Source organism: Sphingomonas jejuensis (genome assembly GCF_011927695.1).
GTDB classification, from domain to species: domain Bacteria; phylum Pseudomonadota; class Alphaproteobacteria; order Sphingomonadales; family Sphingomonadaceae; genus Sphingomonas_K; species Sphingomonas_K jejuensis.
Window position 1 is genome coordinate 568,887 of sequence record NZ_JAATJE010000001.1, and the last position, 15,229, is coordinate 584,115.

18 protein-coding genes are annotated in these 15,229 nt (G+C 69.4%); 9 read left to right on the plus strand and 9 right to left on the minus strand.

The window, feature by feature from the left end:
* Positions 1 to 50 precede the first annotated feature (50 nt).
* The 3 genes from GGR88_RS02855 to GGR88_RS02865 form a co-directional block, all read right to left on the minus strand.
* Complete coding sequence (locus GGR88_RS02855) at positions 51 to 338, minus strand: CsbD family protein (protein WP_167952802.1); 288 nt, start codon at positions 336 to 338, stop codon at positions 51 to 53.
* A gap of 88 nt (positions 339 to 426) precedes the next feature.
* Positions 427 to 1,959, minus strand: a complete 1,533-nt coding sequence (gene ubiB / locus GGR88_RS02860) for a 2-polyprenylphenol 6-hydroxylase (RefSeq protein ID WP_167952804.1) — start codon at positions 1,957 to 1,959, stop codon at positions 427 to 429.
* Between the two features lie 7 nt (positions 1,960 to 1,966).
* The gene (locus GGR88_RS02865; RefSeq protein ID WP_167952806.1) at positions 1,967 to 2,698 is read right to left on the minus strand and encodes a class I SAM-dependent methyltransferase; all 732 of its coding nucleotides are present in this window, start codon (positions 2,696 to 2,698) and stop codon (positions 1,967 to 1,969) included.
* Between the two features lie 76 nt (positions 2,699 to 2,774).
* Between GGR88_RS02865 and mutM the strand changes: the two genes are divergently transcribed.
* From mutM to dnaA, 3 genes are all read left to right on the plus strand, one after another.
* Positions 2,775 to 3,587, plus strand: a complete 813-nt coding sequence (gene mutM / locus GGR88_RS02870) for a bifunctional DNA-formamidopyrimidine glycosylase/DNA-(apurinic or apyrimidinic site) lyase (RefSeq protein WP_167952808.1) — start codon at positions 2,775 to 2,777, stop codon at positions 3,585 to 3,587.
* A 93-nt stretch (positions 3,588 to 3,680) separates the two neighbouring features.
* Positions 3,681 to 3,944 (plus strand): 30S ribosomal protein S20, encoded by a 264-nt coding sequence (gene rpsT, locus GGR88_RS02875; RefSeq protein ID WP_167952810.1) that lies wholly within the window; start codon positions 3,681 to 3,683, stop codon positions 3,942 to 3,944.
* 477 nt (positions 3,945 to 4,421) lie between these two features.
* The gene (gene dnaA, locus GGR88_RS02880) at positions 4,422 to 5,795 is read left to right on the plus strand and encodes a chromosomal replication initiator protein DnaA (protein ID WP_245196423.1); all 1,374 of its coding nucleotides are present in this window, start codon (positions 4,422 to 4,424) and stop codon (positions 5,793 to 5,795) included.
* On the opposite strand, the gene GGR88_RS02885 is transcribed toward dnaA, so the two are convergent.
* On the minus strand, positions 5,792 to 6,598 hold the full coding sequence (locus tag GGR88_RS02885) for a hypothetical protein (protein WP_167952814.1): 807 nt from the start codon (positions 6,596 to 6,598) through the stop codon (positions 5,792 to 5,794). The two genes, dnaA and GGR88_RS02885, sit on opposite strands and share 4 nt — an antisense overlap.
* On the opposite strand from GGR88_RS02885, the gene GGR88_RS02890 reads away from it, so the two are divergent.
* Positions 6,597 to 6,749 (plus strand): hypothetical protein, encoded by a 153-nt coding sequence (locus GGR88_RS02890; protein ID WP_167952816.1) that lies wholly within the window; start codon positions 6,597 to 6,599, stop codon positions 6,747 to 6,749. The two genes, GGR88_RS02885 and GGR88_RS02890, sit on opposite strands and share 2 nt — an antisense overlap.
* 85 nt (positions 6,750 to 6,834) lie before the next feature.
* On the opposite strand, the gene GGR88_RS02895 is transcribed toward GGR88_RS02890, so the two are convergent.
* The 4 genes from GGR88_RS02895 to secB all read right to left on the minus strand — a co-directional run bounded on the left by GGR88_RS02895 (position 6,835) and on the right by secB (position 10,715).
* Positions 6,835 to 7,470, minus strand: a complete 636-nt coding sequence (locus GGR88_RS02895; RefSeq protein ID WP_245196424.1) for a DUF4136 domain-containing protein — start codon at positions 7,468 to 7,470, stop codon at positions 6,835 to 6,837.
* 150 nt (positions 7,471 to 7,620) lie between these two features.
* Positions 7,621 to 8,628, minus strand: coding sequence for a tryptophan--tRNA ligase (gene trpS, locus GGR88_RS02900; protein ID WP_167952820.1), 1,008 nt, complete (start codon positions 8,626 to 8,628; stop codon positions 7,621 to 7,623).
* Positions 8,628 to 10,202 (minus strand): murein biosynthesis integral membrane protein MurJ, encoded by a 1,575-nt coding sequence (murJ, locus tag GGR88_RS02905; RefSeq protein WP_167952822.1) that lies wholly within the window; start codon positions 10,200 to 10,202, stop codon positions 8,628 to 8,630. Before murJ ends, trpS begins: the two co-directional genes overlap by 1 nt.
* A gap of 27 nt (positions 10,203 to 10,229) precedes the next feature.
* On the minus strand, positions 10,230 to 10,715 hold the full coding sequence (secB, locus tag GGR88_RS02910) for a protein-export chaperone SecB (protein ID WP_167952824.1): 486 nt from the start codon (positions 10,713 to 10,715) through the stop codon (positions 10,230 to 10,232).
* A gap of 174 nt (positions 10,716 to 10,889) precedes the next feature.
* On the opposite strand from secB, the gene GGR88_RS02915 reads away from it, so the two are divergent.
* The 5 genes from GGR88_RS02915 to GGR88_RS02935 all read left to right on the plus strand — a co-directional run bounded on the left by GGR88_RS02915 (position 10,890) and on the right by GGR88_RS02935 (position 14,084).
* The gene (locus GGR88_RS02915) at positions 10,890 to 11,546 is read left to right on the plus strand and encodes a Tim44/TimA family putative adaptor protein (RefSeq protein WP_167952826.1); all 657 of its coding nucleotides are present in this window, start codon (positions 10,890 to 10,892) and stop codon (positions 11,544 to 11,546) included.
* Complete coding sequence (gene mltA, locus GGR88_RS02920; RefSeq protein ID WP_342449703.1) at positions 11,543 to 12,754, plus strand: murein transglycosylase A; 1,212 nt, start codon at positions 11,543 to 11,545, stop codon at positions 12,752 to 12,754. The genes GGR88_RS02915 and mltA overlap by 4 nt, the downstream gene beginning before the upstream one ends.
* Complete coding sequence (locus GGR88_RS02925; protein WP_167952830.1) at positions 12,735 to 13,274, plus strand: Smr/MutS family protein; 540 nt, start codon at positions 12,735 to 12,737, stop codon at positions 13,272 to 13,274. The genes mltA and GGR88_RS02925 overlap by 20 nt, the downstream gene beginning before the upstream one ends.
* A gap of 77 nt (positions 13,275 to 13,351) precedes the next feature.
* Positions 13,352 to 13,678 (plus strand): YdeI/OmpD-associated family protein, encoded by a 327-nt coding sequence (locus tag GGR88_RS02930; RefSeq protein ID WP_167952832.1) that lies wholly within the window; start codon positions 13,352 to 13,354, stop codon positions 13,676 to 13,678.
* Positions 13,665 to 14,084, plus strand: coding sequence for a GFA family protein (locus GGR88_RS02935; RefSeq protein ID WP_167952834.1), 420 nt, complete (start codon positions 13,665 to 13,667; stop codon positions 14,082 to 14,084). The genes GGR88_RS02930 and GGR88_RS02935 overlap by 14 nt, the downstream gene beginning before the upstream one ends.
* Here GGR88_RS02935 and dapE read toward each other — a convergent pair.
* Positions 14,075 to 15,217 carry a succinyl-diaminopimelate desuccinylase gene (gene dapE / locus GGR88_RS02940; RefSeq protein ID WP_167952845.1) on the minus strand — a complete coding sequence of 381 codons (1,143 nt, stop codon included), beginning with the start codon at positions 15,215 to 15,217 and terminating at the stop codon, positions 14,075 to 14,077. The genes GGR88_RS02935 and dapE overlap by 10 nt on opposite strands.
* Positions 15,218 to 15,229: the final 12 nt, after the last annotated feature.

Consider the following 15,229-nt stretch of genomic DNA (forward strand, 5'->3'; position numbering starts at 1 on the left):
GCCCCGAAGGACGGCCCCGCCATGCCTCACCAACGGTGAAGAGCGTGCGCTCAACGCTTGCCGCGCAGCGTGTTCAGAAGCGCGATGCCGACGACGCCGGCCAGCGCCGCGGTGGCCCACGGACGCTCCTTGGCGAAGCTGCGCGCCTTGTCGGCGAGCGGCCCGGCCTGCTGCTGCACGGCGTCGGCCGCGTTGCCATAGGCCTTCTGCAGCTTGCCGCCGAACTGGTCGGTGCGGCCCTCGGCCTCCAGCGAGCGGTCGCCCGTCGCGATGCCGGCCACTTCCTTCACGCTGCCGCCCAGATCCCGGGTCGCGCCTTCGAGGGTGCTGTTGTTCATGCGTGCCTCCTGTCAAAAGGGCGGCCGTGTCGCCGCCATCGGTCAACAGAACGGGCAGATCGCGAGTTGGTGCCGCGCCGCAACGATCTCAGATGAAGATCCACATGCCGAGCGCGCCGACCAGCACCCCTGCCGCGGCGGTCGCCACATGGCGCCAGCCGGCACCCACGCGCACCAGCTGGATCTCGCGCAGCGGCGGCGGAGGCGGCGCGGCACCCTCCGGCGGATAGCTCGCCTCGATCCGGCGAAGCAGCTCCGGCAGGCGCTGGATCGTGCGGAGGTCACGCAGCACCGTGTCGGCGATCTTGGCCTCCGGCCCGAGTTCGCCGCGCAGCCATTCCTTCACGAAGGGGCCGGCTGTTTCCCACATGTTGATGTCGGGATCGAGCGCGGTGGCGACGCCTTCCACCATCACCATCGTCTTTTGCAGCAGCAGGAGGTGCGGCTGCGTCGGCATGTCGAAGTCGCGCGTGATCGCGAACAGCCCGTCGAGCATGTGGCCGATCGAGATGTCCTTGACCTTCAGCCCGCGAATGGGCTCGCCCACGGCGCGGAGCGCGGTCGTGAATTCGGCCAGGTTGTGGTGTGGGGGCACGTACCCCGCCTCGAAATGGATCTCCGCGACGCGCGCGTAATTGCCGGTGATCAGGCCGTGGAGGATCTCGGCCAGCCACAGCCGCGCGCGCCGGTCGACCCGGCCCATGATGCCGAAGTCGATCGCGACGATGCTGCCGTCCGCGCGGGCGAACAGGTTTCCCTGATGCATGTCGGCATGGAAGAAGCCCTCGGCGATGGCCTGGCGGAGAAATGCGCGGACCAGACGCGCGGCGAGGGCGGGCAGATCATGCCCGGCAGCGATCAGATCGGCACGGCGCGACAGCTTGATCCCGTCGATCCATTCCAGCGTCATGACCCGGCGGCCGGTGCGCGCCCAGTCGATCGCCGGCACGTCGAAGCCGGGTTCCGCCACCATCAGCTCGGCCAGCTCGGACGCGGACGCGGCCTCCCGCCGCAGATCGAGCTCCCGCAAGGTCCACTGGCGGAAGGTGGCGACGATCAGGCGGGGGCGGAGCCGTGCGACCTCGCCGCCCATGCCCTCCACCTGCGCGGCCGCCCATTCATAGGTCTCGAGCGCGCGGGTGAAGTCCTCCTCCACACCGGGGCGCAGCACCTTCACCGCGACCTTGCGGCCGTCCGTGGTGACCGCGCGGTGGACCTGCGCGATCGAGGCAGCGCCGACCGCCACCTCGTCGAATTCGGCATAGGCGTCCGCGATCGGCCGGTTGAGCGATTGCTCGATGCTGGTGCGGATCTGTTCGAACGGGGCCGGCGGCAGCTGATCCTGCAGGCGCAAGAGGTCGGTGGCCGCTTCCTCGCCCACCAGGTCGGGGCGCGTGGCGAGCGCCTGTCCGAACTTGATGGCGGCGGGGCCGAGCGCCTGGAACGCCTCGGCATAGCGGGGCTGATCGGGCACGCGCGCGCCGATGCGCGCGATGCGGACGAGCCGGCGCAGGGCGGGCGGGGCGAGCGGATCGCGCTCGATCCCGCGCAGCGCACCGTGGCGGGCGAGCGTGCGCCCCCAGCGGAACAGCCGCCAGAGATGGGTCGCGGTGGTCGTCACGGGCGGGTCAGATCTTCCACCCGCTGTGGATGGCGACGAGGCCGCCCATGATCGGCTCCACCCGCGTCTGCCGGAACCCCGCATCGGCCACCATCCGCTCGAACGCGGGCATCGGCGGAAAGCGGCGGATCGATTCCACCAGATAGCGGTAGCTGGCCTCGTCGCCCGCGATGCGCTTGCCGAGCTGCGGCACCACCCGGCGGGAATAGACGTCGTAGAGGTCGGCGAACCCCGGCCATTCGACCGTCGAGAATTCCAGGCAGAAGAAGCGCCCGCCGCGGCGGAGCACGCGGTGCGCCTCCCGCAACGCCGCCGGGATGTCCGTGACGTTCCGGATGCCAAAGGCGATGGTGTAGGCATCGAAGCTGCGGTCCGGCAGATTCAGCGTCTCGGCGTTCTGTTCGGACCAGACCAGATCGGTGATGCCGCGCTTGGCCGCGCGGTCGATGCCGACGGCCAGCATTTCCGGATTGATGTCGGCCACCGTGATCGCCGCGCCGCGCGCCGCCATCCGGAAGGCGATGTCGCCGGTGCCGCCCGCCATGTCGAGAATGGCCTCGCCCGCGCGCGGCTTCACCCGGGCCACGAAGCGGTCCTTCCACAACCGGTGCATGCCGCCGGACATGGCATCGTTCATCAGGTCGTACCGGGACGCCACGGAGGAGAACACGGCGCCCACAAGGGCGGTCTTCTCGGCGGGCGCCACGGGCGTGTCGCCGAATTGCACGGTGTCGGTCATGGTGGGCTCCGGTGGCACGTCGCCCGGGCTCTACCGAAGCCTTGCTGTCCGGGCAAACCGAACCTAGCTGCGGCTGATGCCGGAACTCCCCGAGGTGGAAACAACCGTGCGCGGGCTCCGGCCGGTGCTTCAGGGCGCGATCCTGGCGCGGGTCGAGGCCCGGCGCGAGGATCTTCGCCGCGCCTTTCCGCCCGACCTCATCCAGCGGCTGACGGGGGCGCGGGTGGTGTCGCTCGGGCGGCGGGCGAAATATGGCCTGGTCGACACCGACCGCGGGGCGACCATGGTGTTCCACCTGGGCATGTCGGGGCGCTGGCGGGTCGATCCGACGGACATCGGGACGCATGATCACCTGCTGATCGAGACGGACGGCGGGCGCCGGCTGGCGCTCAACGACCCGCGGCGGTTCGGCTCCGTCGACCTTCTGGACAGCGACGCGGTGGAGGCCTGGCCGCCCTTTCGCGCGCTTGGCCCCGAACCGCTCGGCCCGGACTTTTCGGGCGCGCATCTGCAACGGGTGCTCGCGGGGCGGGCCGCGCCCATCAAGGCGCTGCTGCTCGACCAGCGGATCGTCGCCGGGCTGGGCAACATCTATGTGTGCGAAGCGCTGAACGTGGCCGGCATCTCGCCGTCGCGCGCGGGCGGCGCGATCAGCCGGCGGCGGCTCGACCTGCTGGCCGACGCGGTGCGGCAGGTGCTGCTCGCCGCGATCGAGGCGGGCGGGTCGACGCTGCGCGACTATGCCCGGCCGGACGGGGAGCTCGGCTATTTCTCCAAGCAGTTCCGAGTCTATGGGCGGGAAGGGGAGCGCTGCCCGTGCGGCGGCACCGTGCGGCGGCGGGCGGAAGGCGGGCGATCGACCTTCTGGTGCCCGAAATGCCAGCGCTGACGGTTGACCGGACACGGCTTTTCGGCGTAAGCGCGGCTCCTTCCGGTGCTGGGGCGTCCCAGCGCCGCCATTTCATTTAGCTCGAGGACGACGATGGCGAACACGCCGCAGGCAAAGAAGCGCATCCGCCGCAACGATCGGCGCGCGGTGATCAACGGCAACCGCGTCAGCCGGATCCGCACCTTCGTGAAGAAGGTGGAGGCGGCGCTGGCAGCCGGCGACCGTGACGCCGCCACCGCGGCGATCGCGGCCGTTCAGCCGGAACTGGCGCGCGGCGTGGCCAAGGGCGTGCTCCACAAGAACACCGCCTCGCGCAAGTTCTCGCGCCTGACCAAGCGCGTCGCCGCGCTCGGCTGATCCGCCGACAAATACGGGGTTCACGAGGCCCGTCGCGAGCGATCGCGGCGGGCCTTTTGCCGTCCGGTCGAGTCGCCATCCAAATGGGGAGGTCGGCGCGTACGAACGAACATCAAGAAGGTTCCCGACGGCATCTTCAACGACGATCCATCAACTTCGCACAAGCCCCGGAGTCTCCACGATTCGAGCCTCCAGACGTGTTCGTACAATTTTAAAAACCGCTCAATCACAGTGACTTAGCAACGGCATGCTGAAAGTCGCGGAAATCCGGAGTCAACTGGGTTTATTTCCGAAATTTGACAGCCGGTCCCTTGATCGCCCGGCTTTTCCCTTCCTAGAAACAGCTTCCGGCAGCCGTCGTTGCCGGATCACAGCGCAAGCGAGCCTGCTGTCCGGAAACCCGTTTTCCGGTGAGGGGATCGCTGCGCCTCGTGAAGATGATGGTCGGGGATGGCGATGCTGGCAGAACGAGAGGCGATGACCGACACCGCGGACGACGGGATGCTGGGCGCTGCCTGGACGTCGATCCGTGACGGTCTTCGCCGCGACTGCGGCGCGCGCCTGTTCGACCGGTGGTTGAAGCCGATCGCGCTCGCCGGCCTTGCCGAAGACGGCGTGGTGCTGCTGACGCTTCCGTCCGAGTTCATGGCGAACTGGGTGACCGCCCATTATGCCGACCGGCTGGTGCTGGCCTGGCGCAGCACGCTTCCCGCCATCCACGGCGTCCGCATCGCCGCCAGCATGGAGCGCCCGCGGCTGGTCAGCGTGCCGAGCGACGCGGAGCCCGCAGCTCCCGTCCCGGCCGCAGCCGCAATCCCGGCCCAGCCGAACCGGTCCACCGCGTTCGATCCGCGGCTCGGCTTCGACAGCTTCGTGGTGGGTGACGAGAACCGCGTCGCCGCCAATGCCGCCATGAGCCTCGGGCGCGGCGAGATGCGCTTCACCCCGCTGTTCATCCACGGCGCGACCGGGCAGGGCAAGACGCACCTCCTGCAGGCGATCGGCCAGGCCTTCACCGCATCGCGCCCCGGCGCCACCGTGCTGTCGATGTCGGCCGAGCGCTTCATGGTGGAATTCGTGTCCGCGATGCGCGACCGCGACACGCTGAGCTTCAAGGCCCGCTTGCGCGCCGCCGACCTGCTGATGATCGACGACATCCAGTTCATCGCCGGCAAGGGATCGACGCAGGAGGAGTTCCTCCACACGATCGACGAGATCATCGCCGCCGGCGGCCGGCTGGTCATCACGGCCGATCGCAGCCCGCAGGCCCTGACCGACCTGGAAGGGCGCATCCAGTCGCGGATCGTGGGCGGCCTGGTGTGCGACATCCGCCCCGCCGGCGAGGCGCTGCGCCGCCGCATCCTTGATGCCAAGTGCGCGGCCTTGGGCAGCCGCCTGCCGGACGACGTGTCGGCGCTGCTCGCCCGCCGCATGGCGTCCAGCGTCCGAGAGCTGGAGGGCGCGCTCAACCGGCTGACCGCCTATGCCACGCTCAGCGAGCGGACGATCGACACTGCCTTTGCAGCAGAGGTGCTGGGCGAGATGCTGGACGCCGCGCCGCGGCGGCTGACCATCGACGACATCCAGAAGGCGGTGGCCGAACATTATGGCATGCGGCAGAGCGAGATGCTGTCCGCGCGCCGCAGCCGCGCCATCGCGCGCCCGCGGCAGGTGGCCATGTACCTGGCCAAGCGGCTGACCCCGCGCTCGCTGCCCGAGATCGGCCGCCGCTTCGGCGGGCGCGACCACACAACGGTGATCCACGCCGTCAAGCAGATCGACCGCCTTCGCCTGGAAGACCAGGAGTTGGACGGGGACGTCCGTGTGCTGCTTCGCCAGCTGGAGAACTAGAGCGGAAGCTTGGCTTCTAGGACGTGGCGTCGATGTAGATACCACCAGAGCAGTCCGCAGGTGCACCCGTAAATGGTGCCGGAACTCCTGATGATCAGGTCGGCCGTGGTCGGCGCATCGCCGGTAAGCAGCACCGCGCCGGGGATGGCTCCGCCGATCCCATAGGTGGACGCTCGCTCCCAATGAAGGCGGGAAACAAGCCGAGTGAAGGGCAAGCCGATGAGGATGGCGCCGGCTGCCACCACCGGACCTGACGCAACGATCGCCGCGAAAATGATGAAAGCGGTTGCTGGAACGCTGCCTAGACCTGAGATCTCAAGTTCGAATGTAAAGGCAACGCCGATTGCGACTGAACCGATGACGGTTGCGCCACCGACCGCGGAGAGCAGCCCGAAGAGTGGCCCTTCCTTGTCACGAACGGTCGTGGCGAAATGGACGACAGCCGTCCTTAACTTCAGCCAAGACGGCGCTGACGTTGGCCTTGGAGGCTGTGCCTCAATCCTGCCTCCCCTCACCAGTTCGGCGTAGCGGAAAAGAGCAAGGCAAGTCACCGCAACAAGGACTGCACCGATCAGGATGATCGGCAGGGAATGCCGACCACCCATGGATTGATTGACCAAACGGACCGTGACTTCGAACGTGAACACGCCCGAGTACACACGCCAGAAGCTGACCGGTAAGATGCGAAAGCCAAAGCTGTACCCGAGCAGACCAAGCGGGACGCAGAGCCAGTAAGCCAATCTGACGCCATCCAATACCGAAGCCATCTCCTGGCTGCGATCCTTCACGATCAGCAGGTACATGAAGAAGGACACGAAGACCGCGAACGCGCGCCAAGATGGGGATTGTACCGGCAGCCGCTCCATTCAAGCCTTATTCGACCGCAAGAGTAAAGAAGCTGATACGCTGGTGAACTTTACGAACACGAGCCGGAGCGTCGTCGATTGTGCGTAAGCGAATTCCGACGTTCTCGCTGCTATCATGAAAAAAGGGGCTCCGCCGTGGCGAAGCCCCTTCCTCTATGATCTCGCCGAAGGCGTCAGCGGCGATCGGGCGGCGGCACGCTGATGCGGACGGTCTCGCCACTGTTGCCCGGGAAGCCCGTGAACATGGCCTCGACCAGGTTCGGGACCACATAGGGCAGGTCGTTGGAGCGGGAGACGGCGTTGGCGCGCCCCTCGAACAATCGCTCGCCATTGCCGGCACGCTCGATCTGCATTTCAAGCGAGCTGGTGTAGATGGTGTAGCTGTTCACCTCCGGGCCCCAGCCGGGGCCGTAGAGGAACGGGTCGTTCCAGCCATAATAGAAGCCCGCGCGACCGCGGCGGCCGTACCAGGGGCGATAAAAGCCGCCATAGGGCGCGCCCCACGCACCGCCACCGAAGCCCGGCGTGCTCACCACCCGCTCACGCCCGTTGTCGACGTCATAGTCGAGTTTGACGATCAGATTGGCGTTGTTGCCCTGGGCCTGCCGGTAGCCGACCTGCTCCAGCTGGCGGGCGACCAGGCTGGCATATTGGCTGAATTCCAGTCCGCCCTGCTTGTCCGGGTCGAGCGCACGGATGGCGAAGGTCTGTCCCTGCGGGACCGGAAGCTGCTGAAACCGCGAGACGTCCGCGCGGAACGGGGTGGCGCACGCCGCGAGGCCCAGGAAAGCCGCGGGTACGAGTGACATGAACAGGCGACGACGCGGATTCATCACTGAACCTCTCTTTGAAGCCGGCGCGCGGAAAGCGGCACCGTTATCAACATCTTGCCGGATGCGGCATGAATTGATGTTGAACGACGCACGCGGCGAACGGTTGCCGGTGCGCGTCGGATGGTGTCAGCGCGCGAGCCCCAGCGCGGTATAGGCGGCCGCCAGCCGGGGTGCGGCAAGCGTCCGCGCCTGCTCCGCCCCCGCCCGCAGCGCGCCGTCGATCGCCTCCGGATCGGCCTCCAGCGCCACCAGCCGGTCGCGGATCGGGCCGAGCACGCCGATGATCCGTTCGGCGATGGCGGTCTTCAGCGGCCCGAACCCGCCGCCGGCATGACGGGTTAGCACGTCCGCCACCGTCTCGTCGCCCAGCGCGGCATGGATGCCGAGCAGGTTACGTGCCTCCGGCCGGTCGGTGAGCCCGTCCTCCGTGTCCGGCAGCGGCTGCGTGTCGCTCTTGGCCTTTTTCAGCTTCTGGACGATCTGATCGTCGCTGTCGGTCAGGTTGATGCGGCTCATGTCGGACGGGTCCGACTTGGACATCTTGGCGCTGCCGTCGCGCAGCGACATGATCCGCGCCGATGCCGCCGGAATGATCGGGTCGGGGAGCACGAAGGTGTCGGTGCCGGTGTCCGTGTTGAACTTGGCCGCGATGTCGCGGGCAAGCTCCAGATGCTGCTTCTGGTCCGCGCCGACCGGCACATGGGTGGCACCGTAAAGCAGCACGTCGGCGGCCTGCAGCACGGGATAGCCGAACAGGCCCACAGAGGCGCCCTCCCGGTCCTTGCCCGATTTCTCCTTGAACTGCGTCATTCGGCCCAGCCAGCCCATGCGGGCGGTGCCGTTCAGGAGCCAGCAGAGCTCGGCATGGGCGGGCACCCGCGCCTGGTTGAACAGGACGGAGCGGGTCGCATCGACCCCGCACGCGATCAGCGCCGCCGCCATGGAGCGGGTGTTGGCGGCAAGCTCCGCCGGGTCCTGCCGAACGGTAATGGCATGGAGATCGGCCAGGAAGAACAGCGTGGTGCCGCCGGCGGCGTGGTTCTCGTCCTGCATCCGCACCCAGTTGCGGATCGCGCCGAGATAATTGCCCAGGTGCAGGCTGCCGGTCGGCTGGATGCCGGAAACGATGCGCATCAGGCGGCTCCTCCCGCAGTGGCGCCGCGGCGGCGGCGGGTGAGCGTCAGGATCGCCTCGCGGTCGACCGCGCCGATCGCCCAGGCGACGCCGAAATAGACGATGCCGCCGGTCGCCACGATCGCGCCGACCGCGGCCATCCGCTCGATCGTGGAGCCGGCGAAGAAATCGGCCATGGCGGTGCGCACGCCCCACAATGCCGCGACCATCGCGCCGCCGGCGGCAAGCTGTCGCAGGATGCGGCTCCACAGCCACGGCTCGATGCGGAAATGCCCGCGGCGGGCAAGCACCACCGTCAGCATGATGCAGTTCAGCCAGGAACAGGCGGCGATCGCGATGGCGAGGCCGTAGATGCCGAAGGGCGGGATCAGGAGGAAATTGAGCGCGACGTTGGCGATCAGCACGATGGCGGCGGTTTTAACCGGCGTCTTGGTATCCTCGCGCGCGTAGAAGCCGGGGGTGATCACCTTCACCAGCACATAGGCGGGCAGGCCGGAGACGATGATGGCCAGGGTGTTGCCGGTGATCAGTGCGTCTTCGGGCGTGAAGCGGCCGCCCTGGAACAATGCTGCGACCAGCGGCCCTGCGACCACCGCAAGGGCAAGCGCGGCGGGCAGGCAGAGCAGCATGGACAGCTCAACCGCCTGACCCTGCACCTTTGCGGCCTCGTCCGGCTCGCCCTTGGCGATGAAGCGGCTGATCTGCGGCAGGATGGCGGTGCCGAGCGCGGTGCCGATGATCGACAGCGGCAGCTGGTTCAAACGGTCCGAATAGTTGAGGTAGCTCATCGACCCTTCGGGCAGGCGCGTGGCGAAGAAGGTGTCGATGAACTGGCTGATCTGGTAGACGCCGGCGCCCAGCGTGGCGGGGATCACGACCACGAAGAACTGCTTCACAGACGGCGTGATGCGTGGCCGCCGGAGGGCGAGCGAAATGCCGGCGCGGCGCGCGGACCACCACAGCAGGGCGAGCTGCAGGAAACCGCCCACCGTGACGCCGATGGAGAGCGCATAGGCGCTCGGCACGCCGCCGGTCGGCTCCAGGATCAGCGCGCCCAGCATCGCGATGTTGAGGAGCGCGGGCGCGAACGCCGCGGCCACGAAGCGGGTGAGCGAATTCAACACGCCCGAGAACAGCGACACCAGGCTGATCAGGAGCAGGTAGGGAAAGGTGATGCGGGTGAGCGCGACGGTCAGGTCGAACTTGGCCGGTTCGTCGGCATAGCCGGATGCGATCGCCCACACGAAAAGGGGCATCGCCAGCTCGAATACCAGCGTGAAGGCGAACAGCATCGGCAGGAAGATCGCCAGCACCTCTTCGGAGAAGCGCTTGGCATCCTCGATCCCGCCCGATCCGTGCAGCCGCTGGCTGAAGAGGGGCACGAAGCCGGCGGAAAAGGCGCCCTCGCCGAACAGCCGGCGGAAGGTGTTGGGCAGTCGGAACGCGACCAGGAAGGCGTCGGCCGCGCCGGACGCCCCCATGATCCGCGACATCATCATTTCGCGCGCGAAGCCGAACACGCGGCTGACCATGGTCAAGCCGCCGATCGTTCCGACCGCCTTCATGAGGTTCATGGGCGGTGCCCGCCTGGTCGGAAGGGGTTAGGCGTTGCCGATCGACTGGCTGTCGCCGCCGCCCTGCTGCGCCACCGCCTGCTGCTGATAGAAGGCGCCGAAGTCGACGGGATCGAGCAGCATCGGCGGGAAGGCGCCGTCGCGCACGCTGTCGGCCAGCACGCGCCGCGCGAACGGGAACAGCAGCCGCGGCGCTTCCGCCAGCAGGAAGGGCTGGAGATGCTCGTCCGGCAGGTTGCGGATCGCGAACAGCCCGGCATAGGCCAGCTCGACCTGATAGGCGGTGCGGCCCGCGCTGTCGGCCTTCAGGTCGATCTTCAGGACAACCTCGTAGACGTCGTCGCCGACCTTGTTCGACTGGATGTTGAACTGAACGTCGACGCGCGGCTGCTCCTGGAACTGGTACACCGCCGGCGCATTTGGGTTCTCGAAGGAGAGATCCTTCAGATATTGGGCGACCATGCCGACCTGCGGCTGGTTGTCCGCACCATTGGGAAGCGCGTCGTCGGCCATCCTGTTTCTTTCCGTGGCTGTCGTGAACGGGTCAGGCCCATGGGCGGATCGCCCGGGGCCGGTTTCCGCGGCGGACTAGCAGGCAGGGCCGGGGAGGGCAATCGCGTCGCCGTTTGAAGTGGCGGCCGCTGTGCCCTATGTTGTCGCCTCGCTCGTTCGCGGATCGGAGTTGCAGTGGTCGCAGTCGTTCTCATCGCCATGGTGGCAGCGTTTCTTGCGCTCCGGCTCTACATGGTGCTCGGCAAGCGGTCCGGGCACGAAGAGTCGTTCCCGACGCAGGCGGAGGACAGGGCCGTGACGCAGGGCGCGACCCGGCCGGTGACCGACGCCGTGCCGCCGAAGGACGGGCTGATCGCGCTCGACAGCAGCGTCGAACCGGGCGCCGCCGCCGGCCTTCGCCAAATCGCGCAGGCGGAGAACGGCTTCGACGCCGCCGCCTTCCTTGATGGCTCCAAGTCCGCCTATCGCATGATCCTCGAGGCCTATTGGAAGGGCGATGAGGAACAGCTCGGCTGGCTGACGGACGCCGACGTGCGCGAGAGCTTTTCCGAAGCGATCGCGGCGCGCCGCGCGGCGGGCGAGGTGCTCGACAACCGGCTGGTCACGATCGAGAAGGCGGTCATCTCGGCCGCGTCGGTGGAAGGGCGCACTGCCCGCATCACCGTGCGGTTCGATGCGGACATCGCCGCGGTCACCCGCGACAGCGCCGGCAACGTGATCAACGGCTCGATGGACGATGCCGTGCCGACGCACGACGTATGGACCTTCGCGCGCCCGCTGAAGTCCAACGATCCCAACTGGCTGCTCGTCGAAACCGACGAGGCGTCGTGATCCGGCACCTGGCGGCCGCGACGGCGGCGACGGGCGCCCTGCTGCTGGCAGGCTGCGTCGCACCGCGCACGCCGCCGCCGGCCGCGCAGCCGCGACCGGCGCCCACCGCCGCACCCCGACCGACGCCCGCCCCCACGCCACCGGCCGCGCCGCCCGCACCCGTCGGCACCACGGCGGTCGAAGCAGGGGTGGAGGTGGTCGCAGGCGCGCCGATCCCGCTCGACGCCGCACGCGCGCTTTCCGCATTCCGCACCAGCTGCCGCGCGCTTGAACGGCGCACCGACCAATCCGGCCTGACGCAGCCCGGCGACTGGCGGGAGGCCTGCGCCGCCGCCGCCACCGTCGCGCCCGGCGGTGAGCCGGGCTTCTTCGCGAACCAGTTCGCCGCCGTCCGCGTCGGCGGCGGCGATGCTTTCATCACCGGCTATTACGAGCCGGAGATCGCCGGGTCGCGCGCCCCGTCCGCCGGCTATGCGGTGCCGGTCTATCGCCGCCCGCCCGACTTGGTCGAGACGCGCACCGACGGGCGGCGGGCGCGGGGCCGGCTGCAGGACAGGCGCGTGGTGCCGCATTTCAGCCGCGGCGAGATCGAGGACGGCGCGCTGGCCGGCCAGGGGCTGGAACTGGCCTGGGCGGCCGATCCGGTCGATCTGTTCTTTGTGGAGATCCAAGGATCGGGGCGCCTTCGCCTGCCGGACGGCGGCGTGTTGCGCATCGGCTATGACGGCCAGAACGGCCATCCCTATACCGCGATCGGCGCCCTGTTGCGGCAGCGGGGCGAGCTTCCGCCCGGCATCGGCATGGCGGAGATCGTCGGCTGGCTTCGCGCCGACCCGGCACGCGGCCGCGCGCTGATGCGCGAAAACGCGTCCTTTGTCTTCTTCCGCGAACTGACCGGACCGGGGCCGATCGGCGCGATGGGGGTCGCGGTAACCCCCAACGCCACCGTCGCCGCCGATCCGCGGTTCACGCCGCTTGGCGCGCCCGTGCTGATCGAGGCGGAGACGCCGGCCGCAACCGGGCTGTGGGTGGCGCAGGACACCGGCGGCGCGATCCGCGGTGCCAACCGCTTCGACACCTTCTGGGGTGCGGGCGCGGCGGCGCAGGCGACGGCGGGGTCGATGTCCAGCCGGGGCCGGGCGCTGGTGCTGATCCCGCGCGCGGCGGCGGCACGGCTGGGGCGGGGCGATGCGGCGGCTGGACGCTGACGAGGCGACGCTATGGGCGCGGGTGGTGGCGACCATCCGGCCGCTGGAGCCGCTGAAGCCGCGATCCGCAGCGCCGAAGGCAGCGACCGCCCCGCCGCCGAAACCGGCGGCAAAGCCGGCCAAGGTCGCGCCCCCGATCCCTCCCGCGCGCATCCCCGATCAGAAGAAGCCGGCCCGCGCCCCGGCCAACACGCTGGACGGCGGGTGGGACCGCCGGCTGAGCCGCGGCATCGCCGAACCGTCGATGACGGTCGACCTGCACGGCCACACGCTTTCCACCGCGCATGCCACGCTGGACGCGGCGCTCGACCGTGCCGTGCGGGACGAACACCGGCTGGTGCTGCTCGTCACCGGCAAGGCGCGCCGCGACGGATCCGGGCGCGGCGCGATCGCGCGGGCCGTGGGCGACTGGCTGGCGGCGTCCCGCCATGCGGGGGCGATCGCCGCCGTCCGCGGTGCCCATCCGCGCCATGGCGGATCGGGCGCGCTCTACATCGTCATGCGGCGGCGACGCGCGTGAGGTGTCGCATCGACAGGGCCGGATGATCCGCTAGTCTGCGACAGCGACACGGCCGTTCGCGCGGCCCCGGAGGTGCTGTGGCAGACGACTTCCCCGATGGTGTGGCGCACCGGGCGCCAGAGGACCTCCGCAGCGCGGTCCGCGCCGACCCGGGGGTGATGGCGCGGTGGGCGGCGCTGACGCCGCTCGGCCGCAACGAGTTCATCTGCTGGATCGAGGACGCGAAGCAGCCGGCCACGCGCCGACGTCGGATCGACCGGACGATCGCGGAAGTGACCGACGGCAAGAAGCGGCCCTGCTGCTGGGCCGGCTGCATCCACCGGACCGACAAGGCGCCGGGACAGTGGCAGCAGGCCGTGCTGATCGATGGCGCGGCGAAGAAGGCCACCCATGGCGCCGGCTGACGCGCAGGCCATCATCCGCACGGCGAGCTGCCGTTGCGGGCAGCTGCAGGCGCGCTGTTCGGGCGAGCCGGTCCGCATCTCCGTCTGCCACTGCCTCGCCTGCCAGCGCCGGTCTGGGAGCGCCTTTGCGACCCAGGCGCGCTGGCCCGATGCGCAGGTGGAGATCACGGGCCGCCACCGGGACTATGTCCAGGCGGGCGACAGCGGCACGCGCGCCACCTTCCGCTTCTGCCCCGACTGCGGTGCCACCCTGTGCTTTCGCAGCGACGGCGTGCCGGGGATGACGATGGTTGCGGTCGGCGCCTTTGCGGACCCCGCTTTTCCGCCGCCGACCGTCTCCGTCTATGAAGAGCGACGCCACCCGTGGGTCGCCATCACCGGCGACGCGGTGGAGCATTATGACTGAAGCTGGGCGATCCCGGCGACACGGCGGATGACGCCTTCGTAGATGCGGGTGAGCGATCGAAGCTGCTCCACCGGCACCGCCTCGTCCCGCTTGTGCATGGTCGCGTTCAACAAGCCGAACTCGATTACCGGGCAGAGCGCGCGCAGAAATCGCGCGTCCGATGTCCCGCCGCTGGTCGACAGGGCGGGCTCGCTGCCGGTTTCCGCCAGGATGGCGTCGGAGACGATCGCCGACAGCGCCCCGGGCTCGGTCAGAAAGGCTTCTCCGGAGACCACGCCGCGCACGGTCGCGCCCGGTGCGTGTTCCGCCGCCAGCGCCCTGATCCGCTCCACCAGCGCGTCGCCGCGGTGAAGGTCGTTGAAGCGGATGCTGAGCCGTGCGGAGGCCGCGGACGGGATCACGTTGGTCGCCGGATTGCCGACGTCCACCGTCGTCACCTCGATGTTCGACGGGTCGAACCAGGCGGTGCCGGCGTCCAGCACCACCGCATCGATGGCGCCGAGCAGGCGGACGAGGCGCGGCACCGGATTGTCGGCCAGGTGCGGGTAGGCGACATGACCCTCGCGCCCGGGCACGTCGATCCAGATGTTAACGGATCCGCGCCGGCCGATCTTGATGGTGTCGCCCAGGCGCGACACGCAGGTCGGCTCGCCCACCAGGCACAGGTCGGGGCGCACGCCCGCATCCGCCATGTGCCGCATCAGCGCGCGGGTGCCGTGCACCGCCGGCCCTTCCTCGTCGCCGGTGATGATCAGGCTGGTGGTGCCCGGCAGGTCGCCGGTCGCGGCGGCGGCGGCGGCAAAGGCGGCCACCGCGCCCTTCATGTCCACCGCGCCGCGCCCCACCAGCGCGCCATCCTCGATCGTCCCTGAAAAGGCGCCGTGCGTCCATCCCGAGCCGGCGGGCACGACGTCGACATGGCCGGCAAAGGCCAGGTGAGGCCCGCCCGTGCCGCGCACGGCCAGCAGGTTTTCGACCGGGCCGTCGGGCGCTTCGCCGTCCAGAAAGCGGGTGACGGTGAAGCCGGCTGCGGCCAGCGCGTCCTCAAGGACGTCGAACACGGCGCCGCGCGCCGGCGTGACACTGTCGGCGCGCAGCAGCGCCTGGGCGAGGGGCAGGGGATCGATCGGCACCGGCGTGGCCTA